Source organism: Pseudomonas sp. 1928-m, assembly GCF_029269135.1.
In the GTDB taxonomy this organism is placed as follows: domain Bacteria; phylum Pseudomonadota; class Gammaproteobacteria; order Pseudomonadales; family Pseudomonadaceae; genus Aquipseudomonas.
This window is the reverse complement of the sequence record NZ_JARIXO010000001.1, coordinates 1,317,921-1,334,754: the sequence shown is the minus strand read 5'-3', so window position 1 is coordinate 1,334,754 and position 16,834 is coordinate 1,317,921. Positions and strand designations below refer to the sequence as shown.

The window sequence follows — 16,834 nt, the reverse complement described above, 5'->3', positions numbered from 1 at the left end:
CACCAGATGTGCGAGCCCAGCTCCAGCAGCGTCGCGGTTACCCGCCTGGCCCTTGGCGGCGTGGTGGCGGTTGTCGTGCTCAACCTGCTGCTGCGCACCTTCGTCAAACTCGGCGGGCTGTTTACCACGGTGCTGATCGCCGCATTGGTGGCCGCCGGCATGACCCTGTGGTTCTCCTGGCGTAACCGCCGCGCGCCCCTGCAAGGCGAACGCCGCCGTCTGCTCGCACTCTACGGCGGCATCCTGGCCCTGCTCTATCTGGGTCTATTGGCAATGATGGCGCTGCAGGACGATCCCAGCCCGATGGGCTTGCTGATCTTTGGCCTGCACTATTTTTGTTATCCGCTGATGGCCTGGCTGTTTCTCGCCAAGGGTTTTGGCAAGCGCAGTGAGTGACGGCCTCGCCAAACGCCCCACAGACGCAGCCGTGGGAACGCCTATGTCATCCACCCGCCTTGTCTGCATGACGGTGCTCGCCTTATTTGCTTTCGCCGCCAACTCCTTGCTGTGCCGGGCAGCGCTTGCCGACGGCAGCATCGATGCCGCCAGCTTTACCAGCATTCGCCTGATCGCCGGAGCCGCGGTGCTCTGGCTGATCGTGCGCATCCGCGCCGGCAGTACGATTGGCAAGGGCAACTGGCTATCGGCGCTGGCCCTGTTTGCCTACGCCGCCGGGTTTTCCTTCGCCTATATCGAACTGTCGACGGCCACTGGCGCTCTGCTGCTGTTTGGCGCGGTACAAAGCACCATGATCGGTTACGGCCTGTATCGTGGCGAACGCCTGCGCGTGCCCCAGCTTGGCGGCTTGCTGCTGGCCATTGGTGGGCTGGTCGGGTTGCTCTTGCCGGGTATCTCTGCACCGCCGCCACTGGCTTCGGCGCTGATGCTGGGTGCGGGAATAGCCTGGGGCGTTTACTCGCTACGCGGCAAAGGCGCAGGCGATCCGCTGCAGGTCACCGCCGGCAATTTCCTCCGAGCGGTGCCGATTGCCCTGATTCTGAGTGTCGCCATGCTCGGCGATCTCTCGCTGCAACACTCCGCTGGAATTGCCTACGCCATCGCCTCGGGCGCGCTGGCATCCGGGCTCGGCTATGCCGTCTGGTACAGCGCCTTGCCGGCCTTGAAAGCCACCACCGCCGCCAGCGTGCAACTCAGCGTACCGGTAATCGCCGCCCTGGGCGGCGTGGTGCTGCTCGCCGAGCCCCTCAGCCTGCGCTTGCTCCTGGCATCCCTGGCCATACTCGGCGGCATTGCGCTGGTGATCCTGACCGGAAAGCGGACCAGCCCAGCCAGCGCGTAGGATGGGTTGAGCACAGTGATACCGATCATCACCAAGCACTGTTTGCGGCCGGCGCAACTCAGTAGTGATAACGCAGCTGCGCAATCAACAGCGCATCGCCCTCCACCCGATAAACCATCCGATGCTCGTCATTGATACGACGTGACCAATAGCCGGCCAGGGCGTGCTTGAGTGCCTCCGGTTTGCCGGTGCCGGCAAAGGGGGTGCGGGCCGCTTCCTTGATTAGTGCGTTGATGCGTTTGAGGATCTTCTTGTCGGTTTCCTGCCAGTGGAGGTAGTCCTCCCAGGCCAGCTCGGCAAAGATCAGCCTCATTCCGCCAGACTCCGCTCCTGACCTAGGCCGCTTTCCAGACTGGCGACTGCCTCAAGCAGGCGCTTGGCATTCTTGGGGGCGCGCAGCAGGTAGGCGGTTTCCTCCAGGGCCTTGTAATCCTCAAGCGAGATCATCACCACCGACTGCTGCCGGTTGCGGGTGATGATCAGCGGCTCGTGGTCTTCGCATACGCGATCCATGGTCTGAGCCAGGTTGGCGCGCACGGTGGTGTAGCTGATGGCGTCCATTGAAATACCCTCTATACATGTACGCGATAACGTACATATATAGACCAAAGCCTGTCTAGGCTTTTTCTTTGCCGCCGGGCAGTCCGTGGAGATGGAGTGAGTACCGCTCCAGCCTACCGCTTAATAGTCTTCAGCAAATCTTCCGGGGTGATATAGCCCACCGCGCCGCCCTTGCTCTGGGCGCTGCCGGGTTGCGGCTGATGCAGGATATGGCCCTTCATCTTGCCGATGATATGCATCTCACAGGGTTTGCAGTCGAACTTCAGGGTCAGCACTTCGTCCTGATGGATCAGCTGCATATCCGAGACTTTGGTGCGCACGCCGGTGACGCCCTTGGCCTGTTTCGGGCAAAGGTTGAAGGAGAAGCGCAGGCAGTGCTTGGTGATCATCACCGGCACTTCGCCCGCCTCTTCATGGGCCTCGTAGGCGGCGTCGATCAGTTGCACGCCGTAACGCTTGTAGAAGGTGCGGGCCTTGTCGTTGTAGACGTTGGCGAGGAAGGTCAGGTGCGATTCGGGGTAGACCGGCGCCGGTACGCTGACAGCCTTGCGCCCGCCACGCGGATGGGCGGCGATACGGGCCTGGGTCAGGGCTTCGATGGCTTCGCGGCGCAGGGCCTTGAGTTGCGAGCCGGGGATAAACGGCACGGTCTCGCAGTCGATCTGCGCGCCGGCGCTGTAATAGATGGTGGTGCCCAGTTTGCTCAAGCCGTCGGCCAGCTGTTCGCGGGCCTGTTCGGCATCCTTGGCAGCAGCGAACGGGCCGGCCAGGCTGACGCTGGCGCTGATGCCGTCAGCGCTGGTGACGCTTACATTCAGCTGCTCGCCGCGCAGGCTGAGCTGCCAGCTGACCGCAATGCGCCGTTCGGATGAGGTCTTCTGCAGGGCCTGCTGCCAGTTGTGGTCGAGGTTGCGATGCAACGGCTGCAGCGGACGCACGCGGTGCATGGCCTCGGGCATTTCATTCGGCTCGACGCGGTAGCGGTAGCGCTTCTCGCCCTCCTCCTCGAACTCACCTTTCAGCTCGGCGATATTGGCGCGGAAACCCACCACTTCACGCTTGATCAGCACGTTAAGGCCATCACCGTTGGACAGCGGCGTATCGGTGACGGCGATCAGGTCGCGCTTGTTGACCTTCTCCACCACGCCCACGGTCAGCCCGGTAAAGGTTGGCGAGTCAAACGCGCCGATGTCCACCTTGCGATCGGTGACAAAATAATCGGTGCTGCCACGGTGGAAGGTCTTGTCGGTATCGGGGGTGAAGAAGTGCTCGGTACGGCCACTGGAGGCGCGTTCCAGGTGCGGACGCTGTTCGAGAATCGCATCCAGCTCGCGGCGGTAGTGCGCGGTGATGTTCTTCACGTAGCTCATGTCCTTGTAGCGCCCTTCGATCTTGAACGAGCGCACGCCGGCATCCACCAGGTAGATCAGGTTGTCGGTCTGATTGTTGTCCTTCATCGACAGCAGGTGCTTATCAAACGCCACCACGCGACCCTGATCGTCTTTCAAGGTATACGGCAGGCGGCAGGCCTGGGAGCAGTCGCCACGGTTGGCGCTGCGCCCGGTCTGCGCGTGAGAGATATTGCACTGCCCAGAGAACGCCACGCACAGCGCGCCATGGATAAAGAACTCGACCGCCGAATCAACGTTACGGCAGATATTGCCGATCTCTTCCAGGTTCAGCTCGCGGGCCAAGACCAACTGGGAGAAGCCGGCGCCATCGAGGAAACGGGCTTTTTCCAGGGTGCGGATATCGCACTGGGTACTGGCGTGGATCTCGATGGGAGGAATATCCATCTCCATCACGCCCATGTCCTGCACGATCAGCGCATCGACGCCGGCCTCGTACAGCTGCCAGATCATCTGCCGCGCCGGCTCCAACTCATCCTCATGCAGGATGGTGTTGAGGGTAACGAACACCCGCGCATGGAACAGATGGGCAAACTGCACCAGCTCGGCAATCTCCGCCACGCTGTTGCTGGCGTTGTGCCGCGCCCCAAAGCCTGGCCCGCCGATATACACCGCATCGGCGCCGTGCAGGATGGCTTCCTTGGCAATCGCGGTATCGCGCGCCGGGCTCAGGAGTTCGAGGTGGTGCTTGGGCAGGGACATGGTTTGGGTATCAGGCAGTCAATCAGGGCGGGCATTTTACTCCTAAAGCTGGATTTGTCTGTGCCCGCTTGGCAGCCGCTCAAACACTGTATAGGCATACAGACAAAAGCCCGCGTAGAATTGGCCGATCAGAACCTGTTTACGATCTCGCGAGCTAGAGCCATGCAAGGCAAAAACAGGCAAGGAAGCGGAGTTTACGAGTTGTAAATGAGCATTCCGAGCCTGTTTTTAACACAGCAGGGCCGACGCGCAGCAGATCGTAGACAGGTTCGTAAATTGATTTGAGAGCGGTGCGATGGACCTACAACAGGGCTTTCTACTGACCCGGCACTGGCGTGATACGCCGGCCGGCACGCAGGTGGAGTTCTGGCTGGCCACCGACAACGGCCCGCGGCATATCCGCCTGCCCTATCAGCCCTCGGTGGCGTTTATTCCGGCGGTGCAACGCGAGCAGGCCGAAGCGCTGCTGAAAAACGAGCGCGGCGTCGAGTTGCGCCCGCTGGGCCTCAAGGATTTTCACCAGCGCCCGGTGCTGGGCCTGTATTGCCAGCAGCATCGCCAGCTGATGGATATCGACAAGCTGCTGCGCCGCGCTGGCGTCGAGGTGTATGAGGCCGATGTGCGCCCGCCGGAGCGCTACCTGATGGAGCGCTTTATCACCGCACCGGTGCTATTTGCCGGCACGCCCGACCCGAGCGGCAATGGCCTGCTGCTGGATGCACAGATCAAGCCCTGCAGCGACTACCGCCCTACCCTCAAGCTGGCCTCGCTGGATATCGAAACCAATGCCTTCGGCGAGCTGTACTCGATTGCCATCGAGGGCTGCGGCCAGCGCAACGTGTATATGCTCGGCCGCACGCCGGAACAGCCGCCAAATGTGGATTTTCAGCTGGAGTACTGCGACAGCCGCGGCCAGTTGCTCGAACGTCTGAATCAGTGGATGGCGCAGCACGACCCGGACGCCCTTATCGGCTGGAACCTGGTGCAGTTCGACCTACGCGTGCTGCACGAACATGCACGCAACCTGGCCATTCCGCTGCGCCTGGGCCGCGACGGCAGCGAGATGCAGTGGCGCGAACATGGCAGCGGCAACGGCCACTTTTTCGCCGACGCGGCCGGCCGACTGATTATCGACGGCATCGAAACGCTGCGTTCGGCGACCTGGAGCTTTCCCTCGTTCAGCCTGGAAAACGTCGCGCAAACCCTGCTCGGCGAAGGCAAGGACATTTCCACGCCCTACCAGCGCATGGATGAAATCGACCGCATGTTCCGCGAGGACAAGCCAGCCCTGGCGCGCTACAACCTACGCGATTGCGAGCTGGTTACGCGGATCTTCGGCAAGACCGCGATCCTCGACTTCCTCCTTGAGCGCGCCACGGTCACCGGCCTGCCCGCCGACCGCAACGGCGGTTCGGTGGCGGCCTTCGAGCATTTGTATATGCCGCTGATGCACCGTCGCGGTTTTGTTGCGCCGAACCTCGGTGACAACCCACCGCAGGCCAGCCCCGGCGGCTTTGTGATGGAATCGCAGCCGGGGCTGTACGAATCGGTGTTGGTACTGGATTACAAGAGCCTGTATCCGTCGATTATCCGCAGCTTTCTGATCGACCCAGTGGGGCTGATCGAGGGCCTGCGCCAGTCGGATGACGAGCACTCGGTGCTGGGCTTTCGCGGTGCGCGCTTCTCGCGCAGCGAGCACTGCCTGCCGTCCATCGTCGAGCGGGTTTGGCAGGGCCGTGAGGCGGCCAAGCGCGAGCACAACGCGCCGCTGTCGCAGGCGCTGAAGATCATCATGAACGCCTTCTACGGCGTACTCGGTTCCAGCGGTTGCCGCTTCTTCGATACACGCCTGGCCTCCTCCATCACCCTGCGCGGCCACGAAATCATGGCCCGCACCCGCGCGCTGATCGAGGCCGAGGGCTATGCGGTGATCTACGGCGATACCGACTCCACCTTTGTCTGGCTCAAGCGCCCGCATGCCCAGGAAGATGCCGCGCAGATCGGCCGCGCCCTGGTGGCCAAGGTCAATGCTTGGTGGCGTGAGCATCTGCGTGATGAGTACGGCCTGGAAAGCGCCCTGGAACTGCAGTTCGAAACCCATTACAGCCGCTTTCTAATGCCGACTATTCGCGGTGCCGAAGAAGGCAGCAAGAAGCGCTATGCCGGGATGGTCACGCACGCCGACGGCAGCCATGAAATGGTCTACAAGGGCCTGGAAACCGTACGCAGCGACTGGTCGCCGCTGGCCCAGCAGTTTCAGCGCGAACTGTACGAGCGGATCTTCCTGCACCAGCCGCACCAGAGCTATGTGCGCGACTATGTCGAGCGCACCCTGAATGGCGAGCTGGACGAACTGCTGATCTACCGCAAACGCCTGCGCCGCAAACTCAGCGACTATGAGCGCAACGTGCCGCCGCATGTGCGCGCCGCGCGCCTGGCCGACGAATACAACGCCCTGCATGGCCGCCCGCTGCAATACCAAAGTGGCGGCTGGATCAGCTACGTGATCACCACCGCCGGCCCACAACCGCTGGAAGCGCGCAGCGCCGCCATCGACTACGACCACTACCTGACCCGCCAGCTGCAGCCGGTGGCCGACGCCATCCTGCCGTTTGTCGAGGATGACTTCGCGACGCTAATCGGCGGGCAGTTGGGGTTGTTTTAAATGCGATGGTCGATGCCGACATGGCGCTAACCGGCTTTTGTAGCCCGGATAAGCTCTGGCGCCATCCGGGACCATGGCTTCCCGGATGGCGCTGCGCTTATCCGGGCTACCTGGCTGACTGCTGCTCTATGGTGGATGAAAAAAGCGTCATCCACCCTACCCGGTTACCCGGCTAACATTTCTTCTTCAACCGTCAGGACGACTCCCATGCTGCACACCCTCGCCGTCGCCAACTACCGCTCAATCAACACCTTGGTGCTGCCGCTGGGTCGGCTCAATCTGGTGACCGGGGCTAATGGCAGCGGCAAGTCGAATCTCTATCGCGCCCTGCGCCTGCTGGCGGAAACCGCCCAAGGCGGCGTGGTCAATGCCCTGGCCCGTGAAGGCGGGCTGGACTCCACCTTCTGGGCCGGGCCGGAAACTATCAGCCGGCGCATGCTCAGTGGCGAGGTGCCGGTGCAGGGCGGTCCACGCAAGGAGGCCCGGCGCCTGCGCCTGGGTTTTGCCGGCGATGATTTCAGCTATGCCATTTCCCTCGGGTTGCCGGAGCCAAGCCTGTCCGCCTTCGCCCTGGACCCCGAGATCAAGCGTGAATGCATCTGGGCCGGAGCCAGCTATCGCCCCGCCTCACTGCTGGTGGATCGCGCCGGGCCGATGGTGCGTATACGTGAGGGGCGCAATTGGCAGGTGATGGCCCAGCACCTGCCGAGTTTCGACAGCCTGTTCGATCAGATCGGCAATGATCCAGCCTGCCCGGAAGTGTTCCAACTACGGGAACATATCCGCCGCTGGCGCTTCTACGATCACTTTCGCAGCGATGCCGAAGCACCCGCGCGCCTGCCGCAACTGGGCACCCGCACCCCGGTGCTGCACCACGACGGTCGCGACCTGGCGGCGGCGTTGCAGACCATTCGTGAAATCGGCGATCCCGTCGCCCTGGACGCGGCCATCAGCGACGCCTTCCCCGGCGCACGTCTGCGCATCGATATACAGGCCGGTGGGCGCTTCGCCGTCGAACTGCAACAGGAGGGGCTTTTGCGCCCCTTATCAGCCAGCGAACTGTCGGATGGCACCCTGCGTTATCTGCTGCTGGTCGCCGCCCTGCTCACCCCACGGCCGCCATCGCTAATGGTGCTGAACGAGCCGGAAACCAGCCTGCACCCGGACCTGCTGCCCGCCCTCGGCCGGCTGATTATCGCCGCCTCGCAGCATACCCAGGTCTGGGTGGTGTCCCACGCCAGCCGCCTGATCGCCACCCTGGAGCAACACCCCGAGTGCAACGCCATCGTCCTGGAAAAACAGCTGGGGCAAACCGTGATTCAGGGTCAGGGCATGCTCGATGAGCCAGCGTGGAAGTGGCCGAGTTAACCCTTGGCGCTCAGGGCAGTTCGTAAGGTGGATGACGCTTCACCCATCCACCGCTTGCGATCCCATGGTGGATGATAAAAGCGTCATCCACCCTACGCCTCACGCACCACTGCCATCGGCATGGCTTTGGGCTTACGAAAAACCAGCACGTTACCCAGCATCACCAGCACCAGGCCGAACAGCGCCGGAGCCGTCCATTGATAGCCCTCGGCAAACACCGAGATATTCAGTGCCACCACCGGGAACAGCACGGTGCAGTAGGCCGCGCGCTCCGGGCCCATACGCCCAACCAGGGTCAGGTAGGCGGTAAAGCCGATCACCGAACCGGGGATGGCCAGGTACAGCAAGGTGCCGACATAACGGGTGTTCCACTCGAAGCCGAACGGCGTGCCGCTGACCAGGCAGATCGCCACCAGCATCAACGCGCCATACAGCATGCCCCAGGCATTGGTGGTCAGCGGTTTGAGGCCGGCCTTCTGTTGCAGGCTGGAGAGCATATTGCCGGCGGAGAAACACAGGGTGCCAATCAATGCCAGACCGATGCCCAGCAGGGTTTCATGACTGGCCTCCTGCCCGGCCAGCTCAGGCCAGAACAGCAAGGCCAGACCGCCCAGCCCCAGCGCGCCGCCGGCCAGTACATTGGCGGCGATCTGCTGTTTGAAGAACAGCCGCGCGTTGAGCGCATTCCACAGCGTTGCAGTGGAAAAGATCACCGCCACCAAGCCGCTAGGGATCCACTGGCTGGCGGTGTAGAAACACATAAAGTTGATACAGAACAGACACAGCCCCTGCGCCAGGCAGATCAGCTGGCCGCGCTTATCGAGCTTCTGCAGGCGGCCGCTAAGCAGCAGGACGGCGAACAGCACGGCAGCCGCCAGGGCAAAGCGATAGGCGATGGACGCAGCAATCGCCACCTCGCCCAGTTGCAGCTTGAGGGCGATCCAGGTGGTGCCCCAGATCAGGACGGTGAGCAGATAGAGCGACAGATTCATCAACAGACTCCCAGTAGATGGTTGAGAGTCTGCGCCTGATCAGGCCTAGTGTTCTTGCACAAACTTGCGCTTTTATGGCCTGCCATCCCTGGCGGCCACCCTACGGGCCGTCGCTGCGCGACGTTAAAAATGGCAATACCCATTGAGCGCTATGGGCGGGGTAGGTTGGTGTTGAGCGCAGCGAAGCCCAACAGAAATTGGCACGCACCGTTGGGCTTCTGCGCTGCGCGCCTCAACCCAACCTACCTGTCACCTTCCCTTGAATGCCGAGGCAGCCCAATGGAGATCAACGCCGCCAGCAGCACAAAGCCCGAGGACACCCACAGGCAGGCTTCCAAGCCATAGGCCTGATAGACCCAGCCCGAGAGCAGCGTGCCGATCAATCGGCCGAGGGCGTTGGACATGTAATAGAAGCCGACATCCAGCGACACGCCGTCTTCCTTGGCGTAGCTGACGATCAGGTAACTGTGCAGCGAGGAGTTCACCGCAAACAGCGCACCAAACAGCATCAGCCCGCCGAGCAATACCCACTGCGCCGGCAAATCGCTGCTCAGACCCAGGGCAATTGCGGCGGGCAACCCGGCCAGCACGGCAGCCCAGGCGAATGCCGCGCGGCCATCGGGTAACTGGCCGCTGGCCTTGCCGGTGATGGCTGGGGCGAAGGACTGGACGATGCCGTAGCCAATCACCCAGGCGGCGAGAAAGCCGCCGACCATCCAGAAATCCCAACCAAACACGCTAGACAGATACACCGGCAGCGCGACGACAAACCACACATCGCGGGCGCCAAATAAGAACAAGCGTGCGGCTGAGAGAATATTGATCGCCCGGCTCTTGGACAGAATGTCGCGAAACTTCGGTTTGGCCTTGGCCTTGGCCTTGCCCAAGTCCTTTTTCAGCAGCAATAGGCTGGCCAGCCAGATCAGCGCCAGCACGGCGGCCATGGCCAATACCGCACCGGTAAAGCCGAGCAGCGCCAGCAACGCGCCGCCCATAAAGAAGCCCACGCCCTTGAGCGCGTTTTTCGAGCCAGTAAGGATCGCCACCCACTTGTACAAGGTGCCCTGCTGGCTGTCCGGCACCAGCAGCTTGATCGAGCTTTTCGCGCTCATCTTGTTCAGGTCTTTGGCGATACCAGACAACGCCTGCGCGCCCATCACCCAGGGAATCGTCAGCCAGGCCGCCGGCACGGTGAGCATCAGCAAGGCCGCCACCTGCAGACCCAGGCCGATATTCATGGTGCGATTAAGCCCCAGCCTCGCGCCCAGATAGCCGCCAACCAGGTTGGTCACCACGCCGAAGATTTCATAGAACAGAAACAGCGCGGCGATCTGCAGCGGCGTGTAACCCAGGCTGTGGAAATGCAGCACCACCAACATGCGCAAAGCGCCGTCGGTGAGGGTGAAAGCCCAGTAGTTGCCGGTGACCAGCAGGTATTGGCGCACTTCGGGGGCTAGGCGGGATAAGGCGTGCATGAGTTTATTCCCTGATCATTCGCGGTGCCTTTGGCCTCTCCCCAAAGGGCGATCTTTAAGCGAGGTAACCCGTAGGGTAGATGACGCCTTTTTCATCCACCATTGCTGTCGGTGGATGGATAAAGCGCCATCCACCCTACGAGGTTTGGCGATGCCCGCCCTACGGATCAATCCGCGGCGCCGACCAACCGCGCCAACTCCACGGCACGATTGGCGTAGCCCCATTCGTTGTCGTACCAGGCGTAGAGTTTCACCTGGGTGCCGTTAACCACTATGGTCGACAGCGCATCAATAATCGAAGAGCGCGGGTCGGTGCGGTAATCGATGGACACCAGCGGCCGTTCCTCATAACCGAGAATGCCCTTGAGCGGACCATCAGCGGCAGCTTTAAGCAGTGCGTTGACCTCCTCCACCGAAGTGGCGCGTTCCACCTCGAATACGCAGTCAGTCAACGAGGCATTGGCCAGTGGTACGCGCACCGCGTGGCCATTGAGCTTGCCGCGCAGCTCGGGGAAAATTTCCGCAATCGCCGTGGCCGAACCGGTGCTGGTGGGGATTAGGCTCATACCCGAAGCGCGGGCCCGGCGCAGATCCTTGTGCGGGGTATCGAGGATGCTCTGGGTATTGGTCAGATCGTGGATGGTGGTGATCGAACCGTGGCGAATGCCGAGGTGTTCGTGGATCACCTTGACCACCGGGGCCAGACAGTTGGTGGTGCAGGACGCCGCCGTAACGATGCGATGCTGCGCAGGGTCGAACAGCTGCTGGTTAACGCCCATGACGATATTCAGCGCGCCCTGCTCTTTTACCGGCGCGCAGACCACCACGCGCTTCACGCCTTGGTCGAGGTACGCCTGCAGCACAGCGACAGTTTTCATCTTGCCGCTGGCTTCGATCACCAGATCGCAGCCGCTCCAGTCGGTATCGGCGATGGTCTTGTTGGCCGTGACCTGAATGCGTTTTCCGTCGATCAGGATGTACTCGCCCTCACTGCTCGCCTCATGCGGCCAGCGACCATGCACCGAGTCGAAATTCAGCAAATGAGCGTGAGTCGGCGCATCACCGGCCGGGTCGTTGATCTGCACAAACTCCAGTTCCGGCCAACCCCAGGCAGCGCGCAGCGCCAGGCGACCGATACGACCAAAACCGTTGATACCTACCTTGATAGCCATAAACCAATTCCCTCTACAAAGTGATTAGGCGCTACGCGGCGCAAACATAATGATCGCCATACCGAGCATGGCCACAGCCGCGCCCAGCAGGTCCCAATGGGTCGGGCGGATACCGTCCACCAGCCACAGCCAGATAATTGCCATCGCCACATACACCCCACCGTAAGCGGCATACACCCGCCCGGCAGCGGTCGGGTGCAGGGTCAGCAGCCAGGCGAACAGCGCCAGCGCGGCGGCGGCCGGCACCAGCAGCCAGATGCTTTTGCCCTGTTTGAGCCACAGGTACGGCAGGTAGCAGCCGATGATCTCGGCCAGCGCCGTCAGGGCAAACAGGCCCAGAGTGTTGAGCATGCTCACCTCAGTTGCCGAACTGGGCGATCCAGCCCGCATGGGCTGGGTGTTGGATGGCTTTCGGCCGTAGCGCCTGCACCAGGCTAACGGCCTCGCTGCGCTCAATACCCAGCTCGATCAGGATGCGTGCAGCAATCAGCCCGGTGCGCCCGGAGCCGCCCTTGCAGTGAATGGCCACGGCCTTGTCGGCTGCCAGCAGCTCAGCAATCTGCGCCATGGCAGCCGGCCAGGCGGCGTCGAAATCCGCCTGCGGCACCTGCTCGTCGGCCACCGGCAGATGCAGCCAGAGCAAACCTTGCGCGGCGCACAGCGCGGGCAAATCGCTAGCGGCGTTATGCGCCAGTTCGGCGTAGGGCATCAGGGTCAGTACCGCATCGGCGCCAGCCTGTTTCAGGGTGTTCAAGGCGCTGTCGATGTTGCTGTCCTGGGTGCCAGGGCAAGGCGTGAAGATCAACCGACCGGGGCGATTGGCAATGCTGAGAATGTCAAAAGGATGGGACATGCGAAGTAATCCTGAGAATTAAATGGAAGCCTGATTGACCCGTTTGCTCAGCTGCTCGGCCGACTCCTTGCGCTCGGAGTAGCGGTCCACCAGATAGTCCGCCTGGCCGCGCAGCAGCAGGGTGAACTTGACCAGCTCCTCCATCACGTCAACCACGCGGTCGTAATAGGCCGAAGGCTTCATCCGCCCGGCGTCGTCAAATTCGAGAAAGGCCTTGGCCACCGAAGACTGATTGGGGATGGTGAACATGCGCATCCAACGCCCCAGCACGCGCATCTGGTTCAGCGCATTGAAAGATTGCGAGCCGCCGCTGACCTGCATCAGCGCCAGGGTCTTGCCCTGGGTCGGGCGCACAGCACCCATGCTCAGGGGAATCCAGTCGATCTGCGCTTTGAACACCCCGGTCATCGCGCCATGGCGCTCCGGCGAGCACCAGACCATGCCCTCACTCCACAGCACCAGCTCGCGCAGCTCCTGCACCTTGGGGTGATCCTCGGGGGCGTCGTCCGGCAGCGGCAGGCCGCTGGGGTTGAAGATCCGCGCTTCGGCGCCGAACTGCTCAAGCAGGCGTGCGGCTTCTTCAGTCAGCAGACGGCTGTAGGAGCGTGCGCGGTTGGAGCCATACAGCAGCAGAATGCGTGGCTTGTGTGTGACGGGCGGTTTGGCCAGTTGCTCGTGATCCGGCAGATCAAGCAGCTCGGGGTCGATATTCGGCAGTTCGGGGTACATAGAAGCTCCTGGCGTCAGAGGCTGGCGATACGGCGCAACTCGGCCTGCAGCGCCTCGCGACTGAGGGTGGTCGGCTGGGCCGCGAAGAAGGCCTTGAGGCGAGCCTGGATAAGCGTCACGCAGGCATCGAAAGCGGCGTCGATCTGCGCGGGCGTGCCGGTCAATTCAGATGGATCAGCCAAGCCCCAATGCCCCTTGAGCGCGGGCCCGAAGAACACTGGGCAGGCATCGCCAGCGGCCTTGTCGCACACGGTAATCACCAGCTGCGGCGCCAGTTCGGCGTGTGCTTCAGTGCCTTTGCTGCTCAGCCCAGCAGTGGCCACACCAGCGCGGCGCAAGGCCGCCAAGGCCTGCGGATGCACCTCGCCCTTGGGCTGGCTGCCGGCGCTGTAGGCGCGCATACCGGCGGGCGCCAGGTGGTTGAACAGCGCCTCGGAAAGGATGCTGCGACAGCTGTTGGCAGTGCAGAGAAACAGGACGTTCATGGCATTCCTTGATAGCGGACTCAGCCGCAGATGTTCTGCCGCTCGGGACGATTGCGCATGCTCTGCAGCTTCTCGCTATTAACCGCCAGCCAAGGCTGATTGGCCTGCACAACCACCTGCAGCATCTGCTGCGTCCACTCAGGCAGCTGCGGGTGCAGGCGGTAGTACACCCACTGACCACGGCGCTGGTCTTCCAACAGGCCGCAGCTGCGCAGTTGCGCCAGGTGGCGGGAAATCTTCGGCTGGCTGTCTTCCAATGCAGTGGTCAGCTCGCACACGCACAGTTCACCCTCGGCGGCGATCAGCAGGGTCATGCGCGCGCGGGTTTCATCGGCCAGGCATTTGAAAACAGTCAGAGGGCTTATAGGTTCAAGCATCGGGGGCTCCGCGTTTGCTCTTGACCAAGACGAACATCTTGATGCGTTCGTGAATCTCGTGAAGCGTGTGCTTGTAGGCATTGGCCTGCTGGCTGGTGGCCGGGTCGGCGAAGTTCCAGGCGAGGTACTCGCCGGCACCCGGCAAGGTGCTGCACTCGAAGGCGGACTTGTCGCACAGGGTGATGACGTAATCGAAACGCTCACCGGCAAACTCATCCAGCGACTTGCTGCGCAGGCCATCGCTAGCAACCCCCAACTGCTCCAGCGCCAGGCGCGCACGCCGGTCAACCTCATCAGGTAGGGTGCCGGCGCTGAACACCTCATAGCCCTCCGGGTCGGTATGGCGTAGCAAGGCTTCGGCCATTTGCGAACGGGCCGAGTTGGCCACGCAGAGAAATAACACGCGGATTTTCGATGTCATTGCAGCAGCGCCATTAAAATTCGATTTGGCGAATATATTAAAAACCATATATCTTGTAAACCGAATATCTTGACACCCCCACTCGCCACAAGCGGGTAACCAAGGAGCGATTGCATGACCCCGCAAGAGCCTGTGGATGTTCTGATTATCGGTGGCGGCCAGGCCGCCCTGGCCACCGCCTATTTTCTGCGGCGCACCCAGCTGTCGTTTTTGCTGCTGGATGATCAGGCGCAACCCGGCGGCGCCTGGCAGCATGGCTGGGATTCGCTGCGACTGTTCTCCCCGGCCACCTGGAGTTCGATTGCCGGCTGGCAGATGCCCAATCCCGCCCCCGGCTACCCGCACCGCGATGCGGTGATCGACTACCTCGCCCAGTACGAGGCACGTTATCAGCTGCCGATTGTGCGACCAGTGCATGTCGATTCGGTGACACGTCAGGGTGAACTCTTTGTGGTGCAGGCCGGCAACCAGCAATGGCGTTGCCGCGCCCTGGTTAGCGCCACTGGCACCTGGAGCAAACCCTTTATCCCGGCTTACCCAGGCCAAGCGGAGTTTGCCGGCCAGCAGCTGCACTCGGCGCATTACCGCAACCCGCAAGCCTTTGCCGGCCAGCGCGTGCTGGTGGTGGGCGGCGGCAACTCCGGGGCGCAGATTCTCGCCGAGGTCTCGCAGGTTGCCGAGACGCTGTGGATCACTCCAGAGCCGCCAGCCTTTCTGCCCGATGAAGTCGATGGCCGGGTGCTGTTCGAGCGCGCCACCGAGCTCTGGAAGGCGCAGCAGGAAGGCCGTGTGATCGATCAGCCAGTGGGCGGCCTGGGCGATATCGTGATTGTCGAGCCGGTACGTGAAGCCCGCGAGCGCGGCGTGCTGGTCGCCGAGCGGCTGTTCCAGCGCTTTACCGCAGACGGTGTGGAGTGGGCCGATGGCCGCCGCGAGGCGGTGGATGCGGTGATCTGGTGCACGGGCTTTCGCCCAGCACTGGATCATCTGCAGGGCCTGGATGTGCTGGAAGCCGATGGCAAGATTGCCGTCGATGGTACCCGCGCCAGCAAGCAACCCAGGCTGTGGCTGGTCGGTTATGGCGATTGGACAGGCGCAGCCTCGGCCACCCTGATCGGCGTCACCCGCACGGCGCGCAGCACAGTCAACGAAATAGAAGAAGCCCTGCAGGGCGATATAGATCAATAGCAAACACCCCGAACGCCGCTAGACTCGGCGTTCAGCTGCAAGGAAACCGCAATGTCCAGCCAGTGTGAAGTGATCGGCAAACAAGCCGCAGGTGCCCCTCTGGGGTTTTTCGAGCGTTATCTGACGCTCTGGGTCTTTCTCTGCATTGTCGGCGGCACGCTGCTCGGCCTGTTCGCCCCCGAAGCAGCGCAGGCGGTGGGCGCGCTGGAAGTTGCTCAGGTGAATATCCCGGTGGGATTACTGATCTGGGTGATGATCATCCCCATGCTGATGAAGATCGACTTTCGCGCTATCGGCGAGGTCTATCAGCAACGCGCCGGCCTGGGCGTGACCCTGAGCATCAACTGGCTGATCAAACCGTTCACCATGGCCTTTATGGCCTGGCTGTTTCTGCGCCATGTGTTCGCCGACTGGCTGCCGGCCGAGCAGCTCGACAGCTACGTGGCCGGGCTGATTCTGCTTGGCGCCGCGCCCTGCACCGCCATGGTCTTCGTCTGGAGCAACCTGTGTAAGGGCAACGCCAACTTCACCCTGACCCAGGTGGCGATCAACGACCTGGTAATGGTGTTCGCCTTCGCCCCCATCGTCGCGTTGCTGCTCGGCGTATCGTCGATCCCGGTGCCGTGGGACACCCTGCTGCTGTCGGTGGTGATGTATATCGTCATCCCCCTGGCGATTGCCCAGTTTATCCGCGCGCGCCTGCTGCGCCGGAGTGATGCGGCCTTGCAAGCGATGCTGGCGCGCATCGGCCCGTTCTCCATCCTCGCTTTGCTCGCCACCCTGGTGCTGCTGTTCTCCTTCCAGGGCCAGACCATCGTCGCGCAGCCATTGATCATCGCCATGCTGGCGGTGCCGATTCTGCTGCAAACGCTGTTTATCGCGGCACTCGGTTACTGGATGTGCCGCCAGCTCAAGGTGCGCCACGATATCGCCGGGCCGGCGGCGATGATCGGTGCGTCGAACTTCTTCGAACTCGCCGTGGCGGTGGCTATCGCGCTGTACGGTTTCAACTCCGGGGCAGCGCTGGCCACGGTGGTCGGCGTGCTAATCGAGGTACCGGTAATGCTCTGTCTGGTGCGCATGGTCAATAACAGCAAGGGCTGGTACGAGCGCGCGCAGCCGACCACCTAAGGACCG

At 62.3% G+C, this 16,834-nt stretch carries 18 protein-coding genes; 6 read left to right on the top strand and 12 right to left on the bottom strand.

Going from position 1 to position 16,834, the window contains the following annotated elements:
* Positions 1-6 precede the first annotated feature (6 nt).
* Positions 7-396 carry a hypothetical protein gene (locus P3C18_RS05935; RefSeq protein ID WP_275960930.1) on the top strand — a complete coding sequence of 130 codons (390 nt, stop codon included), beginning with the start codon at positions 7-9 and terminating at the stop codon, positions 394-396.
* A 43-nt stretch (positions 397-439) separates the two neighbouring features.
* Positions 440-1,300 (top strand): DMT family transporter, encoded by an 861-nt coding sequence (locus P3C18_RS05930; protein ID WP_275960929.1) that lies wholly within the window; start codon positions 440-442, stop codon positions 1,298-1,300.
* Positions 1,301-1,358: 58 nt separating this feature from the next.
* Here P3C18_RS05930 and P3C18_RS05925 read toward each other — a convergent pair whose 3' ends face one another.
* The 3 genes from P3C18_RS05925 to P3C18_RS05915 form a co-directional block, all read right to left on the bottom strand.
* Positions 1,359-1,613: a Txe/YoeB family addiction module toxin gene (locus P3C18_RS05925; RefSeq protein WP_275960928.1), complete on the bottom strand. Its 255-nt coding sequence runs from the start codon at positions 1,611-1,613 to the stop codon at positions 1,359-1,361.
* Positions 1,610-1,861 (bottom strand): type II toxin-antitoxin system prevent-host-death family antitoxin, encoded by a 252-nt coding sequence (locus tag P3C18_RS05920; protein WP_275960927.1) that lies wholly within the window; start codon positions 1,859-1,861, stop codon positions 1,610-1,612. The genes P3C18_RS05925 and P3C18_RS05920 overlap by 4 nt, the downstream gene beginning before the upstream one ends.
* Before the next feature lie 113 nt (positions 1,862-1,974).
* Complete coding sequence (locus P3C18_RS05915) at positions 1,975-3,972, bottom strand: U32 family peptidase (protein ID WP_275960926.1); 1,998 nt, start codon at positions 3,970-3,972, stop codon at positions 1,975-1,977.
* Between the two features lie 295 nt (positions 3,973-4,267).
* On the opposite strand from P3C18_RS05915, the gene P3C18_RS05910 reads away from it, so the two are divergent.
* Both P3C18_RS05910 and P3C18_RS05905 read left to right on the top strand, forming a co-directional pair.
* Positions 4,268-6,637 carry a DNA polymerase II gene (locus P3C18_RS05910; RefSeq protein WP_275960925.1) on the top strand — a complete coding sequence of 790 codons (2,370 nt, stop codon included), beginning with the start codon at positions 4,268-4,270 and terminating at the stop codon, positions 6,635-6,637.
* A gap of 207 nt (positions 6,638-6,844) precedes the next feature.
* Positions 6,845-8,005, top strand: coding sequence for an AAA family ATPase (locus tag P3C18_RS05905; RefSeq protein ID WP_275960924.1), 1,161 nt, complete (start codon positions 6,845-6,847; stop codon positions 8,003-8,005).
* A 92-nt stretch (positions 8,006-8,097) separates the two neighbouring features.
* On the opposite strand, the gene P3C18_RS05900 is transcribed toward P3C18_RS05905, so the two are convergent.
* From P3C18_RS05900 to P3C18_RS05860, 9 genes are all read right to left on the bottom strand, one after another.
* The gene (locus P3C18_RS05900; RefSeq protein ID WP_275960923.1) at positions 8,098-8,997 is read right to left on the bottom strand and encodes a DMT family transporter; all 900 of its coding nucleotides are present in this window, start codon (positions 8,995-8,997) and stop codon (positions 8,098-8,100) included.
* Positions 8,998-9,239: 242 nt separating this feature from the next.
* Positions 9,240-10,472 (bottom strand): organoarsenical effux MFS transporter ArsJ, encoded by a 1,233-nt coding sequence (gene arsJ / locus P3C18_RS05895; RefSeq protein WP_275960922.1) that lies wholly within the window; start codon positions 10,470-10,472, stop codon positions 9,240-9,242.
* A 167-nt stretch (positions 10,473-10,639) separates the two neighbouring features.
* On the bottom strand, positions 10,640-11,644 hold the full coding sequence (locus P3C18_RS05890; RefSeq protein ID WP_275960921.1) for an ArsJ-associated glyceraldehyde-3-phosphate dehydrogenase: 1,005 nt from the start codon (positions 11,642-11,644) through the stop codon (positions 10,640-10,642).
* Between the two features lie 24 nt (positions 11,645-11,668).
* Complete coding sequence (locus P3C18_RS05885; protein WP_211287190.1) at positions 11,669-12,001, bottom strand: YnfA family protein; 333 nt, start codon at positions 11,999-12,001, stop codon at positions 11,669-11,671.
* 1 nt (position 12,002) lies between these two features.
* Positions 12,003-12,497, bottom strand: a complete 495-nt coding sequence (locus P3C18_RS05880; RefSeq protein WP_275960920.1) for a cyclin-dependent kinase inhibitor 3 family protein — start codon at positions 12,495-12,497, stop codon at positions 12,003-12,005.
* 18 nt (positions 12,498-12,515) lie between these two features.
* A complete protein-coding gene (arsH, locus tag P3C18_RS05875; protein ID WP_275960919.1) occupies positions 12,516-13,226 on the bottom strand; it encodes an arsenical resistance protein ArsH in 711 nt (236 codons plus the stop codon).
* 14 nt (positions 13,227-13,240) lie between these two features.
* Positions 13,241-13,711, bottom strand: coding sequence for an arsenate reductase ArsC (locus P3C18_RS05870; RefSeq protein ID WP_275960918.1), 471 nt, complete (start codon positions 13,709-13,711; stop codon positions 13,241-13,243).
* Positions 13,712-13,731: 20 nt separating this feature from the next.
* Entirely contained in the window at positions 13,732-14,088 is a 357-nt protein-coding gene (locus P3C18_RS05865; RefSeq protein WP_275960917.1) for a metalloregulator ArsR/SmtB family transcription factor, read from the bottom strand.
* Positions 14,081-14,509, bottom strand: a complete 429-nt coding sequence (locus tag P3C18_RS05860) for an arsenate reductase ArsC (protein WP_275960916.1) — start codon at positions 14,507-14,509, stop codon at positions 14,081-14,083. Before P3C18_RS05860 ends, P3C18_RS05865 begins: the two co-directional genes overlap by 8 nt.
* A gap of 114 nt (positions 14,510-14,623) precedes the next feature.
* Here P3C18_RS05860 and P3C18_RS05855 point away from each other — a divergent pair, with 114 nt between their 5' ends.
* Positions 14,624-15,697 carry an ArsO family NAD(P)H-dependent flavin-containing monooxygenase gene (locus tag P3C18_RS05855; protein ID WP_275960915.1) on the top strand — a complete coding sequence of 358 codons (1,074 nt, stop codon included), beginning with the start codon at positions 14,624-14,626 and terminating at the stop codon, positions 15,695-15,697.
* A gap of 51 nt (positions 15,698-15,748) precedes the next feature.
* Positions 15,749-16,828: an ACR3 family arsenite efflux transporter gene (arsB, locus tag P3C18_RS05850; RefSeq protein ID WP_275960914.1), complete on the top strand. Its 1,080-nt coding sequence runs from the start codon at positions 15,749-15,751 to the stop codon at positions 16,826-16,828.
* The last annotated feature ends 6 nt before the right edge of the window (positions 16,829-16,834 follow it).